This window comes from Reichenbachiella versicolor (assembly GCF_003171675.1).
GTDB classification, from domain to species: domain Bacteria; phylum Bacteroidota; class Bacteroidia; order Cytophagales; family Cyclobacteriaceae; genus Reichenbachiella; species Reichenbachiella versicolor.
Map to the genome: position 1 here is coordinate 143931 of NZ_QFZQ01000007.1, position 21713 is coordinate 165643.

At 38.1% G+C, this 21713-nt stretch carries 18 protein-coding genes; 9 read left to right on the forward strand and 9 right to left on the reverse strand.

All coding sequences use genetic code 11. The features are described 5' to 3' along the window. Nucleotides 1–309: 309 nt before the first annotated feature. On the forward strand, nt 310–3507 hold the full coding sequence (locus DKG80_RS15035; protein ID WP_109832184.1) for a glycosyltransferase family 117 protein: 3198 nt from the start codon (nt 310–312) through the stop codon (nt 3505–3507). Nucleotides 3508–3604: 97 nt separating this feature from the next. Here the strand turns inward: DKG80_RS15035 and DKG80_RS15040 are convergent, their stop codons facing one another. The 7 genes from DKG80_RS15040 to DKG80_RS15070 form a co-directional block, all read right to left on the reverse strand. Next, a complete protein-coding gene (locus DKG80_RS15040; protein ID WP_109832185.1) occupies nt 3605–3928 on the reverse strand; it encodes a T9SS type A sorting domain-containing protein in 324 nt (107 codons plus the stop codon). A 122-nt stretch (nt 3929–4050) separates the two neighbouring features. Then, the gene (locus tag DKG80_RS15045) at nt 4051–5571 is read right to left on the reverse strand and encodes an NAD(P)H-hydrate dehydratase (RefSeq protein WP_109832186.1); all 1521 of its coding nucleotides are present in this window, start codon (nt 5569–5571) and stop codon (nt 4051–4053) included. An 80-nt stretch (nt 5572–5651) separates the two neighbouring features. Further along, nucleotides 5652–6869, reverse strand: coding sequence for an NADH-quinone oxidoreductase subunit D (locus tag DKG80_RS15050; protein WP_109832187.1), 1218 nt, complete (start codon nt 6867–6869; stop codon nt 5652–5654). Next, nucleotides 6866–7369, reverse strand: a complete 504-nt coding sequence (locus DKG80_RS15055) for an NADH-quinone oxidoreductase subunit C (protein WP_109832188.1) — start codon at nt 7367–7369, stop codon at nt 6866–6868. Before DKG80_RS15055 ends, DKG80_RS15050 begins: the two co-directional genes overlap by 4 nt. Beyond that, complete coding sequence (gene nuoB / locus DKG80_RS15060; RefSeq protein ID WP_109832189.1) at nt 7369–7890, reverse strand: NADH-quinone oxidoreductase subunit NuoB; 522 nt, start codon at nt 7888–7890, stop codon at nt 7369–7371. The genes DKG80_RS15055 and nuoB overlap by 1 nt, the downstream gene beginning before the upstream one ends. A gap of 73 nt (nt 7891–7963) precedes the next feature. Further along, nucleotides 7964–8449, reverse strand: a complete 486-nt coding sequence (locus DKG80_RS15065) for an NADH-quinone oxidoreductase subunit A (protein ID WP_245907019.1) — start codon at nt 8447–8449, stop codon at nt 7964–7966. Nucleotides 8450–8548: 99 nt separating this feature from the next. After that, nucleotides 8549–9304: a TerC family protein gene (locus DKG80_RS15070; RefSeq protein WP_109832191.1), complete on the reverse strand. Its 756-nt coding sequence runs from the start codon at nt 9302–9304 to the stop codon at nt 8549–8551. A 359-nt stretch (nt 9305–9663) separates the two neighbouring features. Between DKG80_RS15070 and DKG80_RS15075 the strand changes: the two genes are divergently transcribed. The 6 genes from DKG80_RS15075 to DKG80_RS15100 all read left to right on the forward strand — a co-directional run bounded on the left by DKG80_RS15075 (nt 9664) and on the right by DKG80_RS15100 (nt 16760). Further along, entirely contained in the window at nt 9664–10080 is a 417-nt protein-coding gene (locus DKG80_RS15075) for a DUF1987 domain-containing protein (protein WP_109832192.1), read from the forward strand. 398 nt (nt 10081–10478) lie between these two features. Next, nucleotides 10479–12911 (forward strand): TonB-dependent receptor domain-containing protein, encoded by a 2433-nt coding sequence (locus DKG80_RS15080; protein ID WP_109832193.1) that lies wholly within the window; start codon nt 10479–10481, stop codon nt 12909–12911. Nucleotides 12912–13290: 379 nt separating this feature from the next. Next, entirely contained in the window at nt 13291–14838 is a 1548-nt protein-coding gene (locus DKG80_RS15085; protein WP_109832194.1) for a glycine--tRNA ligase, read from the forward strand. 125 nt (nt 14839–14963) lie between these two features. Then, nucleotides 14964–15605, forward strand: a complete 642-nt coding sequence (locus tag DKG80_RS15090; RefSeq protein ID WP_109832195.1) for a hypothetical protein — start codon at nt 14964–14966, stop codon at nt 15603–15605. Continuing rightward, nucleotides 15551–16438 carry a zinc-dependent peptidase gene (locus DKG80_RS15095; protein WP_162555910.1) on the forward strand — a complete coding sequence of 296 codons (888 nt, stop codon included), beginning with the start codon at nt 15551–15553 and terminating at the stop codon, nt 16436–16438. Before DKG80_RS15090 ends, DKG80_RS15095 begins: the two co-directional genes overlap by 55 nt. Nucleotide 16439: 1 nt before the next feature. Beyond that, nucleotides 16440–16760 carry a DUF721 domain-containing protein gene (locus tag DKG80_RS15100; protein WP_109832197.1) on the forward strand — a complete coding sequence of 107 codons (321 nt, stop codon included), beginning with the start codon at nt 16440–16442 and terminating at the stop codon, nt 16758–16760. Here DKG80_RS15100 and DKG80_RS15105 read toward each other — a convergent pair. Both DKG80_RS15105 and DKG80_RS15110 read right to left on the reverse strand, forming a co-directional pair. After that, nucleotides 16757–18172: a hypothetical protein gene (locus DKG80_RS15105; protein WP_109832198.1), complete on the reverse strand. Its 1416-nt coding sequence runs from the start codon at nt 18170–18172 to the stop codon at nt 16757–16759. The two genes, DKG80_RS15100 and DKG80_RS15105, sit on opposite strands and share 4 nt — an antisense overlap. A gap of 110 nt (nt 18173–18282) precedes the next feature. Beyond that, nucleotides 18283–18657 carry a Fur family transcriptional regulator gene (locus DKG80_RS15110; protein WP_109832199.1) on the reverse strand — a complete coding sequence of 125 codons (375 nt, stop codon included), beginning with the start codon at nt 18655–18657 and terminating at the stop codon, nt 18283–18285. Nucleotides 18658–18751: 94 nt separating this feature from the next. Here DKG80_RS15110 and DKG80_RS15115 point away from each other — a divergent pair, with 94 nt between their 5' ends. Together DKG80_RS15115 and DKG80_RS15120 are read left to right on the forward strand one after the other, a co-directional pair. Further along, nucleotides 18752–19387, forward strand: a complete 636-nt coding sequence (locus DKG80_RS15115; RefSeq protein WP_162555911.1) for a hypothetical protein — start codon at nt 18752–18754, stop codon at nt 19385–19387. Nucleotides 19388–19393: 6 nt separating this feature from the next. After that, a complete protein-coding gene (locus DKG80_RS15120) occupies nt 19394–21709 on the forward strand; it encodes a TonB-dependent receptor (RefSeq protein WP_109832201.1) in 2316 nt (771 codons plus the stop codon). Nucleotides 21710–21713: the final 4 nt, after the last annotated feature.

Here is a 21713-nt window from a genome sequence, read left to right on the forward strand (position 1 = left end):
AGTAACGTGAAAATCACAATATAAACTTGAACCTATAATAACAAATACAGCATTGTTTGATCTTATTTAATTTGGTTTGGGGAGAAATCTGTTGTTTTTAAACCTCTTAACTTTACAACTTTCATATCAGTATACATATGATTACATTTCAGTTTTTACTTCCTAAACTACTTTGTATTCTATAAACTATTGGCAGCACTCCTTCTTGATCTAAATCTACTTGAAAAGAGCTTAACATAAGTTAACGAAGCTTACCTCTGCCAATTAGGCAATAATTAGTATTTTCGCCTCTCACATCGCCAAATCGATATGCTGAATTATACGAAACTTAACAATATTATAGGCTGGTTAGTCTTCATCGCTGCGACAGTAGTATATGCTATGACAGTCGAACCTACGGCTAGTTACTGGGACTGCGGGGAGTTCATCGCAGTATCCTACAAGTTAGAAGTTCCTCATCCTCCAGGAGCTCCATTTTTTCTTCTAATTGGCAGAATGTTCTCTTTCCTAGCAATGGGTGATGTAGAACAAGTTGCCTATTGGATCAATATGGTAAGTGTAATTAGTAGTGGGTTTACGATTTTATTTCTATTCTGGTCTATTACTCACTTAGCGAAAAAACTTGTCAAAGAAGATAACATTATCGGTAATCTAGTTGTGCTCGGAAGCGGTTTGGTAGGTGCTTTAGCCTACACTTTTTCAGATTCATTTTGGTTCTCTGCTGTAGAAGCAGAGGTGTACGGTATGTCTTCTTTCTTTACCGCATTTGTTGTGTGGGCCATATTGAAGTGGGAAAATATTGAAGACCCTGCGAGTCAAAATAGATGGATGATCTTCATTGCATATATGGTAGGGTTGAGTATTGGGGTTCACTTGTTAAATTTAGTAACAGTTCCAGCTTTAGGACTTATTTACTACTTCAAGAAAAGACTAGAAGTGACTGTCAAAGGGGTGTTTGGAGCACTGATTGCTAGTGGCACTATCATCATAGTAATCATGGAAGGTATCATACCTGGTCTTCCCTCAGTTGCTGGTCAAATAGAAATCAATTTCGTTAATGATCTTGGACTTCCTTTCGGGTCTGGAATAGCAATTTTCATAGCAGCATTCTTCGGATATATTATCTACGGTATTGTATCCACTAGCAAAGGTGACAAATTGAGTCATTTGTTTTTATTGATCACTTCTGGAGTTATACTTTTTGTGTTGGTCAATGTTATTATAAGCGGAAGCCCTTTGAGATCTGTGGTCATAGCAGCGATCGCAACTATCGTAACTTACTTCGTCTCTAAAAAGAATATTAATAAAACGGCAATCATCGTTGCTCTAGGGATAGTACCAGGAATAGCTGTCTGGTATCTATTTTGTGAAGGTACTAAACACGAAAAATATATTGAAAACCTGAGTGTAAGCGGATTCAATACGATTATGCTATCCTTCGCATTTATCATTATTGGGTACTCTACTTACAGTATAGTATTAATCAGATCAAACTACGATCCTCCTATTGATGAAAATAATCCTGAAGATGTACTGAGTTTCGTATCTTATTTGAAACGTGAGCAATATGGTAGCCGTCCACTTGTACATGGTCAGTACTTCACTGCTGACGTAGTAGATCAAAAGAAGGGAGAAGCGGTTTATAAAAAAGGGAAGGAAGAATACGAAGTAGCAGACTTCAAACTGGACTATATCTACGACCCAACCCAAACAACTATTCTTCCAAGAGCCTGGAGTAGTCAACCTGCCCATGCACAAAAATATCGTGACATTATTGGATTACGAGAAGGTGAGAAACCTAGCTTTGCTGACAATATAGCTTTCATGCTAAAGCATCAATTGGGTACCATGTACTTCAGGTACTTCATGTGGAATTTTGCAGGCCGAGCTTCAGATATACAAGGAGCTGGGTGGCTAGGCATTAATGATGCTCTAGAAGAAGTCCCCGCTGAATTGGCAAATAATAAAGGGCGAAATATCTACTTCATGATCCCATTGCTTTTGGGAATAATTGGTCTAATATTTCAATACTATAAGGACACTAAAAACTTCGCATTTGTAGCTATGCTATTTTTCCTGACTGGCGCAGCTATTGTTCTTTATTTAAACTCTCCTCCTATCGAACCTAGAGAAAGGGATTACATCTACGCTGGTTCATATTATGCATTTGCATTTTGGATTGGTCTGGCAGTAATTGCGATCTATGAAGGATTGAAGAAATTATTAAATATAGGTTCAATAGCAGCTGTGATTGCTATAGTAATTGGTTTAACTGCTCCAACTATAATGGCAGCTGAAAACTGGGATGACCATGATAGATCTAATAGATATTTTTCTGTAGACTCTGCTAAAAACTTCTTAGCATCATGTGCTCCAAATGCCATCTTATTTACTGGTGGTGATAATGACACCTTCCCGCTCTGGTATGTACAAGAGGTAGAAGGATTCAGAACTGACGTAAGGGTAGTGGTATTAAGCTACTTCAATACAGACTGGTACATAGCGCAAATGATGCGAGACGCATACGAATCTAAACCATTACCATTTGGACTTACTTTAGATAACTATGTTCAAGGTGGTCTCAATGATTATTTACCATTGAGAGAACTCCCAAGTATTAAAAACGGAATGATCGATGCTCGTCAATTTATTAAGCTGATTAAGAACGAGCACCCCGCTCTTCAATTGCCAACGAGTATCAGTAAGTATAATTCGGTGCCTGCTAAAAAATTCTCTCTTAATGTAGATACGGCTGCCGTTCTAGCTAAGGGTATTATTCCTGAACAGTTCGCTGATAAAATGGTGTCAAAAATGCAATGGAGCATGAAAGGTCGTGGTCTTGAGAAAAAGGATTTGGCAATACTTGACTTGATAGTGAATAACAACTGGGAACGACCTATATATTTTAACAATACATCGGCATCATCTGTAAATCTCAACTTGAAACAGTTCATGGTTCAAGAAGGGAATGCATTTAGGTTATTACCTATCAAAAACGATAAGCAAGGCATGTTCGTCGATACTAATATGATGTATGACAACATGATGAATAATTTCTACTGGAGAGAGCTAGATAACCCTAATGTTTATTATTCTGAAGATTATCGAAATTTCGTCCTTAATCACAGAGCTTCATTCAACACATTGATTGAAAACCTACTGATGGAAGGAGATACTGTCAGAGCTAAGCAAGCAGTGGAAGAAACACTTGCACGAATGCCAGATGAAGTAATTCAATTTGATCATTTCAGTGTACAGGTCGTAGGCTTCTTGTTGGAGCTTGGTGAGAAAGAAAAAGCTGATAAGATCGCAAATAGAATTGGTGATCGTGCTAATGAAATGCTTGCTTACTTATTCATGAAAGGCTCTAGAGATACTTTCGCTCTCCAAAAGAATCTTGTATCACTTAATGAACTATCAAGAACTTATCGTCAATACAATGATCCAGATCTGGCTTTGAAATTCGAAAGAATGTTTAGCCAATATTACGGTATGATGGCTCCATAATTCCTAGAAGAATTCAGCTCTGAGTAGACAAACTCATTGACATGAAAAAGCCCGTACGGTAAACCGATACGGGCTTTTTCTTACCAAATAAGTTATACTACTTTTTCAAAAATCTAAAAGTCTCTTTGTATCCTGATGCCGTAGCAATTAGGTAATAGTATCCATCACTAAATTTACTAACATCTATTTTGTATTTAGTTTCAGTCAACTTAATGATATACGCCTCTTGATCATTGCCAATCATACTCTTGATCTGAAGAGATGGATTATCTATATAATCTGGAAGTTGAACAAAAATGAAATGTGAAGTAGGGTTTGGGTATACTTCTAGAGAAGAGTCTTGCTTATTAATGCCTATCTGGGCCTCTGCTGATCCAGCAAGGCTTATTGATAATAATAATATGGTTAGACATCTTTTCATGTAAAGGAGTAATCTTTAATTTATGATTTCATTGAATATAGCAACATTCGGCAAAAGATTTGGTATACCATGTTCACTTTCGACTAAAAATTAGATTTAATAGACGAATACTAAGATCTAAACTAGTTTTCCCTTAATGAACGAAAAGCTTTTCCAAGATTATCAATAATATCTGAAGCTATCAGAGACTCCATAGAATGTTCATCTACATAAATATCTGCTGCTAAGCCATGAATATAAACTCCTAATATGGCAGCTTCTTCCCCACTATACCCTTGACCAATCATAGCCGTGATAATACCCGTCAGTACGTCACCACTTCCGGCAGTTGCCATTCCTGGATTCCCTGTGCTATTAAAAAACACTAAACCATCTTTTGTAACTACGCTTGTATTAGCTCCTTTAAGAACCACGTTGACATTGTACTTTCTAGCAAATTCTATCTGAAGCACAAGCCTTTCATAATCATCTGACCAGCTTCCTACCAGCCTTTTGAATTCACCAGGATGAGGTGTAAGTACTGTATCTACTGGGAGTTTTTGAAGCAATTTTTTATCAGAAGAAAGGATATTTAAAGCATCTGCATCTATTAGTAATCCACCTTTAGTAGAAGAAATTATTTGCTCAACTACCTTTTTGGTTTGATACTCAGTACCTAATCCAGGACCAATCCCTATAGCGTCATAATTACTAATCTTAGGTGCTACTGTAAAAAACTCCTCTCCTTGATTCTCATCTACCATGGCTTCAGGTAATGCAGTTTGGAGTACGTTAGTACCACATTTTGGAACAGCAACTGTCAAAAGGCCAGCTCCCGATTTTAAACAAGAATGACTTGCCAATATAGAAGCTCCAATCTTACCCTTACTTCCTGCAATAATCAAGTCACGCCCCATCTGTCCTTTGTGAACATATTTTGATCTACTCTTCAATATTGAAGCAATAAATTCTGGGGTTGTTTGATACATCTTAGATGGAAGGTTATTCACAAAACCTTGATCTAAACCAATATCAACTATAGAAACACGACCACAAAACGAATCGTTTTCAGGTAAGAAAAAAGGAAGTTTAGGTACTTGAAAAGAAATTGTCTGATTAGCTCGAATGATTTCGCCATTTTCTACCTTATCACTGCTTCCCAAGCCAGAAGCTATATCTACGGATACTACTTTTAGTTCCGATTGATTAATACAAGTTATTAAATCCGCATATACTCCCGTAACAGGTCTTGACAATCCAGAACCAAATATGGCATCAATGACAACATTATATTGCCCCAACTCGGGAAAATTCTTCCTTGAGGTAATAAAGTGAGGTTCCAAATACTTATTGAGTAATTCAAGATTAGTGCTAAAATCCTTTGTCCCTTTTTCAGCATCTCCGATTACTGCTACAGACACCTTATAACCTGCTTCAATAAGTAACCTTGCAATAGCTAGACCATCCCCGCCATTGTTACCTGTCCCAGCAACAACGAACACTGAATAGTTCAAATCATATAACTCTATAAACCTATTAAAGAATGCCTCTGAAGCACGCTCCATTAAATCTATTGAAGCAATGGGCTCATTGGTAATAGTAAATTGATCCGTTTGTCGGATGGCCTCCGCATCAAGGACTTTCAGGCAGAGATTAAGTTTCATGAAAATTATTTTTGATAATAAACAACATAAAGGTACTTACTCGTACCCCATGATGAAAAACTTAATACCAACAAGGTTATTTATCTATCAACCTCCCCCATCACAAAATCAAGCGAACCTATAATAGCTATTAAATCTGCAATCATATGACCTCTAGATATATCAGCTAATACCGATAAATTAGAAAACGAACAGCCACGAGCTTTACAACGAACAGGAACATCGGACCTTCCATCTGTACGAAAGAAAAAGCCAAGTTCACCTTTAGGGTTTTCAGATCTAGTGTAAAAATCTTGGGCCTTAGGTCTTACTTTCTTAGGCACCGCCGAGCGAGGGTCAAAATCTCTAGTTCTTTTGTAGTCTCCAGTTAATTTCTCAAGACACTGTTCAATGATCTTTACCGATTGTTTTACCTCTTCTACTCTTACCCAGGTTCTATCCCAACAGTCTCCTGTTGTCCCCATTTTTCCTGTTCCGATAGGTACCTCAAAATCAAGCTCTGGATACACAGAATAGCCATCTACTTTACGCAGATCATATTTTAATCCTGAACCTCTCAATATTGGCCCTGTTACACCATAGTTGATAGCAAGATCTCTTGAAAGTACTCCAATATTGGCTGTTCGCTCTACAAAGATTTTATTTCCAATAAGCACATTATCTAACTCAGCAAGTTTTGGTTTTAGATAATTGACAAACTCAAGACACTTCTCTTCAAAACCTACTGGTAGATCATAGAATAGACCTCCTACCCATATATAATTGTATAGCATACGAGCTCCACTGACCCACTCTAACATTCGTAAAATATGCTCACGATCTCTCATCAGCCATAGAAATGGTGTAAAAGCACCAATATCTAAGCCATAGGTACCTATCGCTACAAAGTGAGAAGCAATCCTATTCAACTCTGCTACAAGTACTCTTATGTACTCTACTCTTTTCGGAATATCATTTTCAATCCCTAGCATTTTCTCGACTCCCATCACCCAAGCATGCTCTGAGTTCATAGCTGCGACGTAATCCATTCTATCTACAAATGGAATGCCTCCGATGAAAGAGACCGACTCAGTATGTTTTTCAAAACACCTATGTAAATAGCCTAAGTGAGGAACAACGTCGACCACTATCTCTCCATCAGTCACGACTTCTAATCGTAATACACCGTGAGTAGATGGGTGCTGAGGCCCTATATTTAAGACCATTTCCTCTGTCTTCAGATTCTTTTCTGTATAGACATTTGGAGCAGATTCGTTGAGATTGGATGGGTGATATTTATATTCTATTGCCTGACTCATATGCGATCTTCCTCCTCCCTGATGGTTTTCATTCCTCGATACTCTTGAGGTTCGACATAGTCCTTGCGAAGAGGGTATCCTTCCCAGTCTGCGGGCATTAAAATTCTTCTTAAATCAGGATGATTTAGGAACTTAATCCCAAATAAGTCATACGCTTCACGCTCGTGCCAATTTGCAGTTTTCCAAATCTGAGTAGCGCTTTCAACCTCAGGATTTTCTCGATCCAAAGTAACCTTGAGCATCAGCGAATGTTCTAAAGGAATGGAGTACAAAGTATAAATCACTTCCATGCTATTAACCTCTGGTCCGTTATCAATTGCCGTAATACATGATAACATATCAAAATACGCTTGGTCACTTGAATGTAAGAAGTCAAGTACTTCTAATATTTTTTCTGTTCGAACCTCCAATGTTGCAGGTGTGGAATTTTCAACGACACCTAAGACAGACTCATCTCCTAACTTCTCCTCGATTAACTCTTTAAATCCTTGAATATCCATCAATCCATTTTTTCAATGATCTCACGTAATCCTTCTGGCTCTCCAAAGTTTTCTTGTTCAATCTTTTCTCTAAGTTTAAGAATACCGCCAATCAACGCTTCAGGCCTAGGAGGACACCCTGGTACATAAACATCAACCGGAATAATTTTATCTACACCTTTGACCACATGATAACCATGCTCCCAATATGGTCCACCACAGTTGGAACACGATCCCATAGATATAACATAGCGAGGCTCTGCCATTTGTTCATATAATCTACGAACTCTATCAGCCATTTTATAAGTTACTGTACCAGCAATAATCATTACATCTGACAGTCTAGGGGAAGCCCTTGGGATCACTCCGTATCTGTCTAAGTCATAAGCCGAACTATAGGCTCCCATCATCTCGATCGCGCAACATGCTAATCCAAACCCCATAGGCCAAAGACTTGATAACCTGGCCCAATTAGTTAGATCTTCGAGGTTACTTACGATTACACCTCCATTGTTAAATTTTTGATCGAGTAATCCTTTCATCTATTTTTTTAATGTTCAGTATTGTCGGTTAAGAAATACGGATGATTGCTTATTCTTCAGACTTCACTGCTTTCTAAGAATATTTGGCATTGATTTTATCATAGAGTGAGTCAGGAACTTTCGACTCTACTTTTACGACTTTAACTTCTGGTTTTTCCCAATCCAAAAAACCTTTTGCCCAAACATATGCAAGTCCTACTGCTAATATTAAAATGAATAACCCCATCTCTACGAAAGCTAGAAACCCCCATTGTCCTCCTGTATTATTATTTAATTCCTCGTTTCCAAAAACAATAGCCCATGGAAACAAAAACAAAAGCTCTGTTTCGAATAGTACAAAAACTAATGCAACTACATAAAATCTAATGTTAAACTTCCCCCATGCAGTACCTGTAGGATCTTCTCCACACTCATAGGTAGTTAACTTTTCTTCGTTGGGGCGTCTGGGTCTAAGTAACCAACTGATTACCATCGGCCCCAGAATGGCTACTAACCCACCTAAAGCAAACACTAGAATAATCTGATAATTGGAAATTTGCATAGCCGCAAAACTAATCATAATGGACAGATATTAGAAGTCAGGCTCGCATCTCCAACGAAATATCTAAAGATCAAGTTCTAGTTATTGAAAGGAATAGTATGACTAAAGCAAAGAGAATTATTCTGCCTCTTCTTTCACCTTACGTTTCAATTGGACAGGTGAAAGCTTCTTCTTTTTTCTACGGATACGAATATTGATCATTTCTACCACCAATGAGAAGAATACGGCGAAATAGATATATCCTTTTGGTACATGGTGTCCAAATGCCTCGATCATTAGCATAAATCCTATCAAAATCAAGAACGAAAGAGCCAATACCTCCAAGGAAGGATGACTACTGATATAATCACTAATCTTACCTGCGAAGGTCATCATAATGAACATCGCTATTATAACAGCTGTAATCATTATCATCAGTTGATCAGTCAAACCCACTGCAGTCAAAATAGAATCAAAAGAAAAAATAATATCAAGCATCACTATTTGAGCAATAGCAGAAGGTAATGAAGTTGTTTTTCGAACAGTATGCTGTTCTTCTATTGCCTCCATTTTGTGATTCATCTCTAGAGTACTTTTTCCAATAAGGAAAAGTCCCCCAGATAACAGAATCAAATCTCTACCACTAAATCCATGATCAAAAACTGTAAAAAGTGGTTGTGAGAAAGTGATAATCCAAGTAATGGCACTCAGTAAACCAATCCGCATAATTAAGGCCAATGAAAGACCTACCATTCTTGCTTTACCTTGTTGATCTTTGGGAAGCTTATTGGATACGATGGATATGAAAATAATATTATCCACTCCAAGTACAATCTCTAAAAAAGTAAGGGTCAATAGGGCTACAAGTCCCTCTACAGTTAGAAACGCTTCCATGTTATACGTTGACTTTTATTGATTGGTAATCGATTAAGTATTCATTGAATTCCTAACGTTCATATGCTAGGCAGTCTTACAATTGTAGACAAAATTGATAAGGCTTTTGAAAAAATAGAGAAATTCCAACCACTTAAATAGGTAAATCCCCTAAAACTTAAAACCCAACACTATCTACAAACCCTGTTCAGAGGCTAAAAATGGCATTTCATTGAATTTTCCATATTGACACAGCGATATTGTAGCCGATATCCCTATTTCTATAAATACGGAAATCCTGTATTCTATTAAATAATGGATTACTTCAACTTTGGAAAACTAAACTCGAATATCCATTTGTCATAACACTTGAACGAAATATGAAAGGCTTCTTCATAAGATCAACAAAAGTTACTCCCTCGGTGTATTTCAACCCGCAGAAACAAATTCTTGACCTTAGAGGAAAATCAAGTCCTGAAAATCCAGTTTCATTTTATACTCCTTTGTTCAAGTATTTGGAAGCTTACCCTAAAGCAGCTCAAGATAAATTAATAGTCAATCTGGCTTTCGAATATTTCAACACCAGTTCCAGCAAGTGTATTTTTTTAATCCTAGATAAACTGAAAAAGATTCATGCAGCTGGTAAAAAAGTAGTAGTGAATTGGTTTCACGAAGAAGATGATGAAGATATGATGGAAGCTGGAGAGGATTATAGTTCTTTTTTCGACTATGAGTTCAACTTCAAAGAAGTACCAGAAATAACAGTATTAGGAGGCCAATCTACCACAGCAGCATAAAAACAATCGAAATACATTAAACGATTAAAATATGAAACCAAAATTTAGACCTTCGAAAAAAACAGTTACACAGATTGCTCTTGGAGCATTTTTAACTTACGGTTTTGTGTTAGCATGCACGCTTCTTAGCGTGGTTTAGTTAGGTCTTCTCTATTTATATGATAAGGCATTAAGTAGACGCTCTGAGGTAGTGGTTTTAATCAGTGTGTCTCAGCCAGCTATGGAATCATTATAATTATGAGATGACTTTATCACAAGGTCTTGGCTTAATTGTCAAGACCTTTTTTTATTTTTAGGATACTTTGGCTCATTTATTGCTAGTAATCACAGACGCATAACCCATCCCTTTATTATTACAATCTTAGCTCACCGAGCTAAACAATAAATTGGTACCAGACATGAAGCTGAAAGCTCTAATTACAATCATTATCATTTCATCTAGTATTCACCTATCCGCTCAAAATAAATACGAAATCGGTGGTCAAATCTTTGATGAAATGGCTATGCCGGTACCCTTTGCCAATGTAGGCTTTTTCCTTGCTGGAGAGACTGTTCCTGTGGGAGGTTGTGCATCCGATTTTGACGGCTTTTTCAAGTTCGATCTTGAACCAGGACTTTATAACATTCAAATTTCTTTTATAGGATATAAGACGTTTCACTTAGACTCGGTACAGGTGAGTACTGACGCTACTCTACCCTCTATACAAATAGAACCTGATGCACAAAAGCTCAAAAATGTAGTGATACAATCAGAAAGACCTACTATTCAAACCACTCCTGGGGTCAAAACTTATAATGTAACAGAAACTGCTGCTTCAGAATCTTCAAACGCACTAGACGTGCTAAAAAACATTCCTTCCGCCAATGTAGACGCGGACGATCAAATTACCATGAGAGGAAGAAAAGTCACTATTATGATAGATGGAGTGGAAACCAATATTGAAAATATATTGGAACAAATACCCGCTGATCAAATAGAAAGTATTGATGTCATCAACAACCCTTCGGCTAAATACGACACTCAAAATGGAGAGGGGGTACTGAACATCAAACTTAAAAAAAGTAAGAAAACTGGATTCAGTGCCTATACTGGGATGAGAATCGGCAACGATGGAATGTACAATCCATCAGCAGGCGGATCATATACCAAAGGCAAATTTTCAGTAAGTGGCGGCGCCAATCTCAATTGGAATATTTTTAAAGACAATGGATCTAGTTACAGAACAAGCTATAGAGTAACTGACACATTAGTCTCTGGTCTTGACACTACGTATATCAGAGAGCCTAATTCTTTTCAAGATCAAGATTTTGCTAGCCATGATGACCAGTTCAAACAAAACTATAGACTCAAAGGAAGGTATCAATTAAATGATCAGAGTAACGTAGAGTTGAACTTAAACGGAGGCCTTGGAAGCTATGATAAGCTTAGAGAATATCATCAAGACTTCTTCAGCAAAGACACCGTCTTAACCAGGATGTCAGACAGGGAAAGAAAAGGAACTTATGATAGCTATTGGTACAAAGTCAGTGCGCAATACAAATGGAAAGAATATGAAGGTCATGAATTCCGAGCTAGAGTAGACTTCTACGAAGGAGACAGGCAAGACAATTATACTTTTCTAGATTCTTTGTTTACAGCCGAAGGAGAATTTAATCGAGTAAATAGACTCGATCTGATAGAGGATGGTAACAATGAGAAAAACTTCAGATCTAAAATAGACTATGAAAAACCCCTTTCAGGAGGTCACAGCTATGAAATAGGAGCTAGTATGAGTCTGCGATCGGTCATCAGAGACTACCAATACTCAAGAATAGACAGAGATGACATGATCACTTGGTTAAAAGATACTGCTCGGTCCAACGTCTACGACTATGATGATCAAAACTACAGTGTCTATGTATTAGTCAAAGGTCCGACCGTATTCGTTGATAAATTGACCTATTCGGCAGGGCTTAGATTCAACACCGCATTACTCAGTCCTAAGTCAAGAACTGATACTGTAGACAACTCTTCAGATCATTATTATTGGTCTCCTTCGTTTCAGTTAGCATATGAGATCAATGACTCGCAAACCTTGTCCTTCAATTACTCTACGAAAACAAAATTGCCCTCCTACTATAGACTTAACCCGTTCATTACCTACTATGGCCCTACTCGTGTATTCTATGGAAATGCACAATTGAAACCTGAAGAAATCAACACTTTTGATCTCTCTTATGACATTTCATTATTAGATGATAAGTTATTTTTAGGCGCGAGCACATATTATAAATCCATCTCTAACATCACTATCAGATACAGATTCGATAGTGAAGATGAAGATGGTAATAGCATCGTCAATCAAACATTTCGAAATGTGAATAGTGGCGAAACATACGGCTTTGAAATAATAGAAACTTGGAAAGTAATTAAACCTCTAAAAATAAAATCCAGCTTCAACTGGTACACTGCTACTTTCGCTACTTTCTCAGAGACTTACAATAGAATAGTCACCCGAAACGGAACTAATTACAACTTCAAAACCAGTACCGATTTAGAAATAAACAAGAAGCTATCTACTCAACTTTCTTTCAATTATTTCAGTACCAGAGTAACTGCTCAAGGATACTATGAGCCTAATTACTTCATGAATTTCTCTGCTAGACAAAAACTACTCAAAGATGACCGATTGAGTCTAAGTTTCAGATGGACAGATGTGCTTCAATCATGGAACAGAGATCGAGTAGTCGATCAAGAAGACTCATATTCCTCGACAAGTGAATACTCTAGAAACCAAAGTAGGTATTCGATCACTGCTAGGTATAGCATCAATAAAATGAAGTTCAGTTAAATAAAATTTCATTCCGAACTGGTCGGCTGTCATTCGGGTATGGTCGTGGATCGATAGGGCATGGTCGGCAGTCTTTCGGGCATGGTCGTGAATCGTTAGGGCGTGGTCGGCGGTCATTCGGGCATGGTCGTGGATCGTTAGGGCATGGTCGGCAGTCATTCGGGCATGGTCGCGGATCATTAGGGCGTGGTCGGCAGTCATTCGGGCATGGTCGTGGATCATTAGGGCGTGGTCGGCAGTCATTCGGGTATGGTCGTGGATCATTTGGGCAATACCTCCTACTTACTTTTTCGATTAAGAGTCAAAGTACATCAGATAAGATAATCTATATAACTGTCAATATCCTTTTGCATATTTTCCGTTCGTATATCTTTGCGCCATGGCAAAAAATGACGATCAGAATCTATTGAAGAAAATCGTATCTCACGCTAAAGAGTACGGTTATGTGTTCCCATCTAGTGAAATATATGACGGGCTGAGTGCGACCTATGACTATGGTCAGTATGGCGTAGAGTTGAAGAACAATATCCGAAACTATTGGTGGAAAGCCATGGTGCAGATGAATGAAAACATCGTAGGTATCGATGCTGCCATCTTTATGCATCCTACCACTTGGAAGGCTTCTGGACACGTAGATGCTTTCAATGACCCGATGATCGACAACAAAGACTCCAAAAAAAGATATAGAGCTGATGTATTGATCGAAGAGCATATCGCTAAAATCGAAGCTAAAATCGACAAAGAAGTGGCTAAGGCTGCTAAGAGATTTGGTGATGATTTTGATGAGGCTCAGTTCAAAGCTACCAACCCAAGAGTTCTTCAGAATCAAGAGAAAATTGATGCCATCAATGAGCGATTCGCTAAAGATATGGCGGAGGAGAATTTTGAAGATCTAAAACTTCTAATCGAAGAATTGGGTATAGCTGACCCTGTAAGTGGGTCTAAGAACTGGACTGAAGTTCGTCAGTTCAACTTAATGTTCAGCACTGAACTTGGTTCTTTAGCGGATGGTGCTAGTAAAATCTACTTAAGACCAGAGACGGCTCAGGGTATATTCGTGAACTACCTGAATGTACAGAAGACTGGTCGTATGAAGCTTCCTTTCGGAATCGCTCAGACGGGTAAGGCTTTTAGAAACGAAATCATCGCTCGCCAGTTTATCTTCCGTATGAGAGAGTTTGAGCAAATGGAGATGCAATTCTTCATCAAGCCTGGTACAGAGATGGAGTGGTATGAAAACTGGAAAAACAAGCGTATCAACTGGCACAAGTCTCTGGGAATGGGTGAGGAAAATTATAGATTTCATGATCACTTAAACCTTGCTCACTATGCCAACGCGGCGTGTGATATCGAGTTCAACTTCCCAATGGGTTTCAAGGAACTGGAAGGAATTCACTCAAGAACTGATTTTGACCTGAAGGCTCACGAAGAACATAGTGGTAAGAAACTTCAGTTCTTCGATAATGAAACTGATGAATCGTATGTTCCTTATGTGGTAGAAACTTCTATTGGTTTGGATAGAATGTTCCTAGCGGTATTGTCTAGTTCATATGAAGAAGAAACTTTAGAGGATGGTAGTTCGAGAACTGTATTGAAGATCCCTTCAGTATTAGCTCCAGTAAAAGCTGCTGTACTTCCTTTGGTCAATAAAGATGGTCTTCCTGAGAAAGCAAGAGAGATTTTGGATGAGTTGAAATTCTCTGTGAATGCTCAGTACGATGGTAAGGATGCCATAGGCAGAAGATATAGAAGACAAGATGCGATCGGTACTCCGTATTGTATTACTGTTGATCATCAAACGCTAGAAGACGGAACTGTCACGATTCGTGAAAGGGATTCTATGGAACAAAAAAGAGTCTCTATAGATGAGGTGGTAAAAGAAATCGAAGCTGCAGTGGACTTGAAGCCGTTGCTGAAATCTTTATAATTCGTAAATTGTCCAATGAAGCTCCTCGAACTTAGGGTACGGGGCATCAGGTTTTATTTAAGCTCGCCCCAAGGGTCAGAAATCAACCCAATGGGCTGTCGCGCTGCGATTGAATTAATTAGCCAATGGACTTTATACTAATCATCGGACTGGCTCTTTTCCTTTTTGGGATAGGGCTTATCTCTCCGAAACTCTGGAATCTCTTTTCTATCTGGAAGCGAACTTCCTCTATGGGGCTCAAACTAGATGGGAAAGAGATTTTTTCTTTGACCAAATTCTATGAATTAGAAAACTGGTTTTTGGAAGCTTGCCAATCGTTCAAAGAACTCAATCCTAAAATATCAGTAGTCGATATTGTTCGCCATCACATGGCGGATGGAGATACTTTGGCTTTTCTGGATAAGTACAGAGGCTTAGTAGAAAAACAGGCTGATATCAGTTTTCAAGATGCCTTGATGCTAGACTTATCTGGAAAAAATGTCAATGCTGACAACCCTGAAACGGATCTAAGACTGGCTCTTGAGTTTACAATAGATAATTATCGATTCAACTATCTCGGACTCATTAAAATCAAATCCACCAGCCGAAATTGGGTCAATACCCAACATGATGCTATCCAAGGCAAAATATCTTCAGCGATCAAAACTTGGATGACTGTAAACGGAGAACCTACGTCTGAAGCGATTCTTGAAAAAGTATTAAATGATAGTTTTTGGCAAACTACCTGTCATGGAACTATCAAGAACCAAACAATAAATATCAATTGACTTTACTACATTCCTTCTTATTGGAGATACAATCTTCTCACTCATCTGACGTCAGAGATGGTGCTTTATTTGCTTTGATCTCATTTTTATTAATATTCATATTAGCTGCAAGTGGCCGAGTACAAATGGGATTCGTAGTGCCAGGTTTTCCTACCCCATTACGAAGAAGCAGAAAGAAAATTCTGTCAGAGTATTTCCCATTTTATAAAAACCTTCCTTCAGACCAGCAGAAAGTATTTGGTCAACGTGTCCAAGCTATTATTCTTTCGAAGACTTTTTATGGAAGAGGTGTAAAAGTAGATGAGGTGATGAGGGTTTTGATTTCAGCATGCGCGGTACAGCTGACCTTTGGACTTCCTAAAATAATGCTGTCGCATTTCACACGAATCATCATCTACCCAAATGATTACTATTCTACCATCAATAAACAATATCACAAGGGTGAAATCAACCCTAGACTGAAAGCTATTGTGCTTTCTTGGCATCACTTCCTAGATGGGTACGTCAAAAAGAATGACGGTATTAACCTTGGTCTTCACGAAATGGCTCATGCGCTTCATTTAGAAAATATTATATCTAATGATGAATATAACTTCCTAGACCAAGGAGCTCTGGCTCAATGGCGAAAGGCTGCTTCGGAGGAAATGATGAGAATCAATAGTGACCCCAGCCACCTATTTAGATCTTACGCAAGTGTCAATGAGCATGAGTTTTTTGCTATCGCTGTGGAGAACTTCTTCGAAAGAAGTGAACAATTCAATGCGCAATTACCACACCTCTATCACTTGATGACGCTAATTTTGAGGCAAAACCCATTAAGTAATTCTCTTTAAGATGGCGAAGAAAAATCCACATCCTGCTAGCGTTAGAAATAAACACACTGCCTCCGTCAAGGATGTCATAGATGCTATGCTCAAGTCATACAACTTAGAGAAGCGATTTGATCAAGCCAATATATCCACTGCTTGGGAAAAGATTATGGGTTCGGCTATAGCCAATAGAACGGATCATATAGAAATGCGAGATAGTGTATTGATAGTCAAACTAAATTCTGCCCCCCTCAAACAAGAACTAAACGCTGCCAAGCATAAAGTGATAGAACTGATCACCAAAGAATTTGGGAGACGAGTGGTGAAAGATGTGCTGTTTATTTAGTCTTTGACCTCGTTTTTAGCAAACTGTTTGAGTTCTTTCGACATGCTCTGAGCTAACTGTCTAGCCGCATCACCGATCAATTTAGGTGTAGAAGATGGTTTAGTCTTGGCGTCGTCCATAGCTCGTTTATCTCCTGATAGAAATACATACCACTCGGTAGTCCAAGATTCTTTATCACTAAGTTCTCTTGCCCAAACTACACGGCCACCTTTGGCTACTAATCGGTATTTTACCGCTGCCGAAGCTTTTACTGTCTTTACTTTTTTCTTGGACTTAGCTGTTACTTCTTTCTTCACATCTCGTTTTTTCTCCTTACCATCCTCATCTTTATAAGTTTCTTGTCCTACTACTACTTCTCTAGAGAAAACCTTTTCGCCACTATCTTCAGTAATGGAAGATGTTCTACAGGCTCCCAATTTGCCAGTAAGAACATAGTCCGCATTTCTGATTTGATCTAGATCTCCAGAACTCATATCGAATTTTGATTCATTCAAACTGGCTGTAGTATTTGATTTCTTGCTATCGGATATATTGAGTGAATTGACCAAACCACGAGCCAGTGCATAAGTCACATCTGTCGCTGCATTCTTTTCATACCCTCTCACCTCTATGAATTCTATATTTTCTTTTCTCAGCTGAGAAGTAATCAATCGGGTCATTTCATTGACTGATTCCGCATCGCACTTATCTCCTCCAGACTCTATAGGCATCACACCTATGCTCACTGTGCCTCTCTGTACTGCTTGCTCGTATAGTCCATCTGCGTCTTTGTAATTTTGAACATAGCCTTGCGCGTATGCAAATCTCCTTGCAGCTCTTCTATTCGCTTGCTTATTATCAGGGCCAATATTGAAGTGAGATAGACCTTCCTTGTAGTGCATCTCTGCCGCTTTTCTCTTTCCTTTCTCAAATGCCACCAAAGCTCGATTGACCTCTGAACTGTATGGCTCTGCTATCTGAATCTCTACTTTAGCATCTTTTTTCTTGACAGGTGTGAATTTAGAAGCAGGCAGTTTTCTCAGTACTTTGTTGTACTTATTCATGGCTACGTACATGTTGTAGATTTCTGCTTGTTTGGTTACTGTTCCATCGCCTTTGAACTCAGCAGTAGCGACTTTATGCTCATCTATTTTTCTCAAATTACTCTCTACCTGAGCAGTATAGTAGGTTCTCAACACCTCTTGAGCATTGGATATGTCTTTCTTTTTAGAAGCTATTTCCAGTGCATATGAGGCACACAATAGGGCATTGTCAATTCTATTTTTCTTTCTTTCTTTCTTGGCTTGAGAGTTATAATAAGAAGGTTTCTTATCTCCTTTAGGCTCAAAATCTACAATTTTGAAATTGGGCTGAGCATGCGCTAATACAATTGATCCAAGAAAAAGTACTACGGTAAAAAGAAAATTTGACATGCTATTAGCGTCTGATGAATTACTAAAATACCGAATCGCAGGGAAACTTCAGAATAGGCAGATACTTGACAAATGTTTATACCACAGATTTTAATGAAAGAACCTATCGTTTAACTAGAACATTGGGCACAAACTCCTGAGACTACATGAAGTGAATCTTTTACTTGATAACCGTCTGGTAAATCTACTTGCGGCTTGACTGTATCTAAGCAAAAGACCTTATTACAAGACTCACAACTAAAATGAACATGATTATGAGAATGTTCATGATCTCCACAATGATGACAAGCCGCAAAGCGCATCACTCCATCAAAGTCAATCACCTTATGCACTCGGCCTTCATTGACAAGTCTATCCAAAACACGATAAACTGTCACTCTATCACATAAATCCTTGAGCTGAGTCTGAATATCCTTATGGCTCAATGCTCCTTCAGACTGTTCTAGCAGCTCCACTATAGCTGTTTTACTTTTAGAGTTTCTCATTTTTATCGCAACTGTATTGCATTTAATATTTGAAAGACGATCTTTGCAACTTTGTTGCATTTAATGTTTCCAATACACTAAAATACATATGAATATGAAAATATTTAATAAATCACTACTTGTAGCCGCTTTGGCTGCCTCAGTAATGTTCACTTCTTGTGATGAGGAAGAAACCGAAATTCCAAATGAAAATGAACTCATTACTACTGTGATTCTTGAGTTATATGATGAGTCAAATCCAAATAACGAAGTTCATTTACATTGGGAAGATATAGACTTGGATGGTAAACCGGAAATAGAGACTGAAGCTCTAGCTGCCAACACTACTTATCATGGTCATATTGAATTTTTGAATGAACTTGCTGAAAAAGATGAAGATGATCATGACGATGAGGATGGTCATAATCACAGAACGCTAGAAGATGATCACGATCATGACCACGAACATGATCATGGCTATGATGTAACTGAGACGATAGAAAAAGAAGATGAGGATCACCAAGTATTCTATGTAGTTGACCCTGCAGACCTTGCTACTATCGAGTATGAGGATGAGGATGGAAATGGAATGCCTTTAGGTCTTGAAATAGAACTGACTACTGGCGATGCTGGTACTGGTACCCTCAACATTGTTTTGAAGCATGAGCCTACTAAATCAAAGGATGCCACTTTGGAAACTGCTGGTGGATCTACTGATATAGATGTAAAGTTTGACATTACCGTAGAATAAGCTTAAGTGCGAACATTTTTTTTTGTATTAATATTTCTGGCTTCATCCTATGGGTGGAGCCAGAATTGTAATATTACCTATCAAGGTCAAATTCTTGACCAAATGTCAGGACTTCCTAAGTGCTATGCTTCGATTATGATTTTAGAATCTAGTCAAGGTATGATCACAGATTCTTTGGGAAGATTTGAATTTAAAAATATCTGTCCTGGTCAATATCATATAAAGGTTACTCATGTAGGTTTTACTCCAGAAAACTTATACGTAGACCTTCAAGAAAACAGTAACCAAACCATCTCTCTTGATCGCAATGATGAGTTATTAGATGAAATTCTAGTACATGGTGAGACAGTAGAGTCATTGACAAAAGTCAGTAATGTACTTTCACAAGAGAAAATTCTATTCGAAGCCAATAACAACTTAGCAGATCTCGCAGCAGTAATCAGTGGAGTAAATGTAGTAAAAAACGGCCCTGGTGTTTCAAAACCAGTAATACATGGCTTGTATGGTAATAGGGTCACTATCCTCAATAATGGCATCAAACAAGCAGGTCAAAGATGGGGAAATGACCACGCTCCTGAGATAGATTTATTTGTAGCAGATCATCTAGCTGTGATAAAAGGTGTCGCAGGACTTGAGATTAGTGGCGGCTCTCTTGGTGGAGTACTTGAGATACACCCTGGTCCAATAGCGAATGACCCTCACCTTCATGGTGATGTTAATTATATTTTTCAGTCCAATGGACTAGGTCATACGCTGAATAGTAAAATTCAAAAAGGAAATGACATCGATCAATGGAGAATCGTCGGTACCGCTAAACTAATTGGTGATGCTAAAGCTCCTGGCTATTTTCTGACCAATACTGGTCGAAGAGAATCAAACTTCGCGGGACAGTGGAATCATTCAATGTCTAAGAAATGGAAAATCAATTCCTATTACAGTTTCTTTCATACGGATATAGGAATACTCAAAGGGTCACACATCTCTAATACGAGAGACCTTAAATCGGCACTTACAGTCAAAGAACCATTCAATAATGACGATAACTTTAGTTACAAACTGGAATCACCAAGACAGAGTGTAAACCATCACCTTCTTCTTCTAGAAAGTAATCATAGTCTCTCCGAGACTAGCCAACTCAGTCTAAAATACGCTGGTCAATTAAATCGAAGAAATGAATTCGATGTCAGAAGAGGTGGTGAATCTAATACACCTGCTGTAAGTATGTCCCTTAATTCTCAATATCTAGAAGCTACTTTAGCCAAAGACGTTAATGTTAACTTAAGTTATCGAGCAGGGTTGCAATACAACTACCTGATCAACAAGAATCATAATGGAACGACCGGTAGGCTACCTCTAATACCTGACTATAATTCACAAATCCCTGGGGCGTTTTTAACTTTTCAAAGAAGCTATCTTAAAAGCATTTTAGAGTTTGGCTTGAGGTATGACTTGGTCACACAAAACGTCAGAAATATAGAAAGAAATGATATTGGCAACCTTGAGGTATACAAATACAACAATCTAGCTCATAATTTTTCTGTAGCTGCGGGAGTGAGTAGAGACTGGAATACGAATTTCACTAGCAAATTAAACATTGGTTTTGCACAAAGGGCTCCTGAAGTAAATGAGCTCTATAGTGATGGAGTACATCAAGGGGTAGCTAGCTATGAAAAAGGAGACCCAGATCTAACAGCCGAACATTCGGTCAAAGCTATTCTTTCGAATGATTACACTATTGGACGTAAATTATTTCTTCAAACAGTATTCTATGGTCAGTACTTTAAAGATTACATTTATCTCAAACCAGCAAATGACACTACAACTATTAGAGGTACTTTCTGGAAATTTGATTACGATCAGACTGACGCACTGTTATTAGGTGCTGATTTTAACTTTAGTTACACACTCTCTCATCACTACAAACTAGACTTTGGATATGCTCATTTGTATGCTCAAGATCTGGTCAATAATATTCCATTGGTATTCATGCCTTCCAATGCCCTTACAGGACGGCTTACATATACAATTGATGATCAAGGAGTATTAAAGAACAATAGTGTATCGCTAGGGGGAAAATATGTATTGGAAAGAGACATTATTCCTCAAGTAGAACAAGAAGAGCTATCACCTCCTCCTCCGTCGTATGTGCTTATTAACATTAGTGCTAGCACAAGTATTCTTATAAATAAGTCTATAATCAATATTAGTTTCAAAGTTGAGAATTTATTGAATACAGAATATCGTGATTATCTGGATAGGTTAAGGTATTTTGCAGACGCATCGGGAATCAATGCGGTGCTAACACTTAACTATAAATTCTAATAAA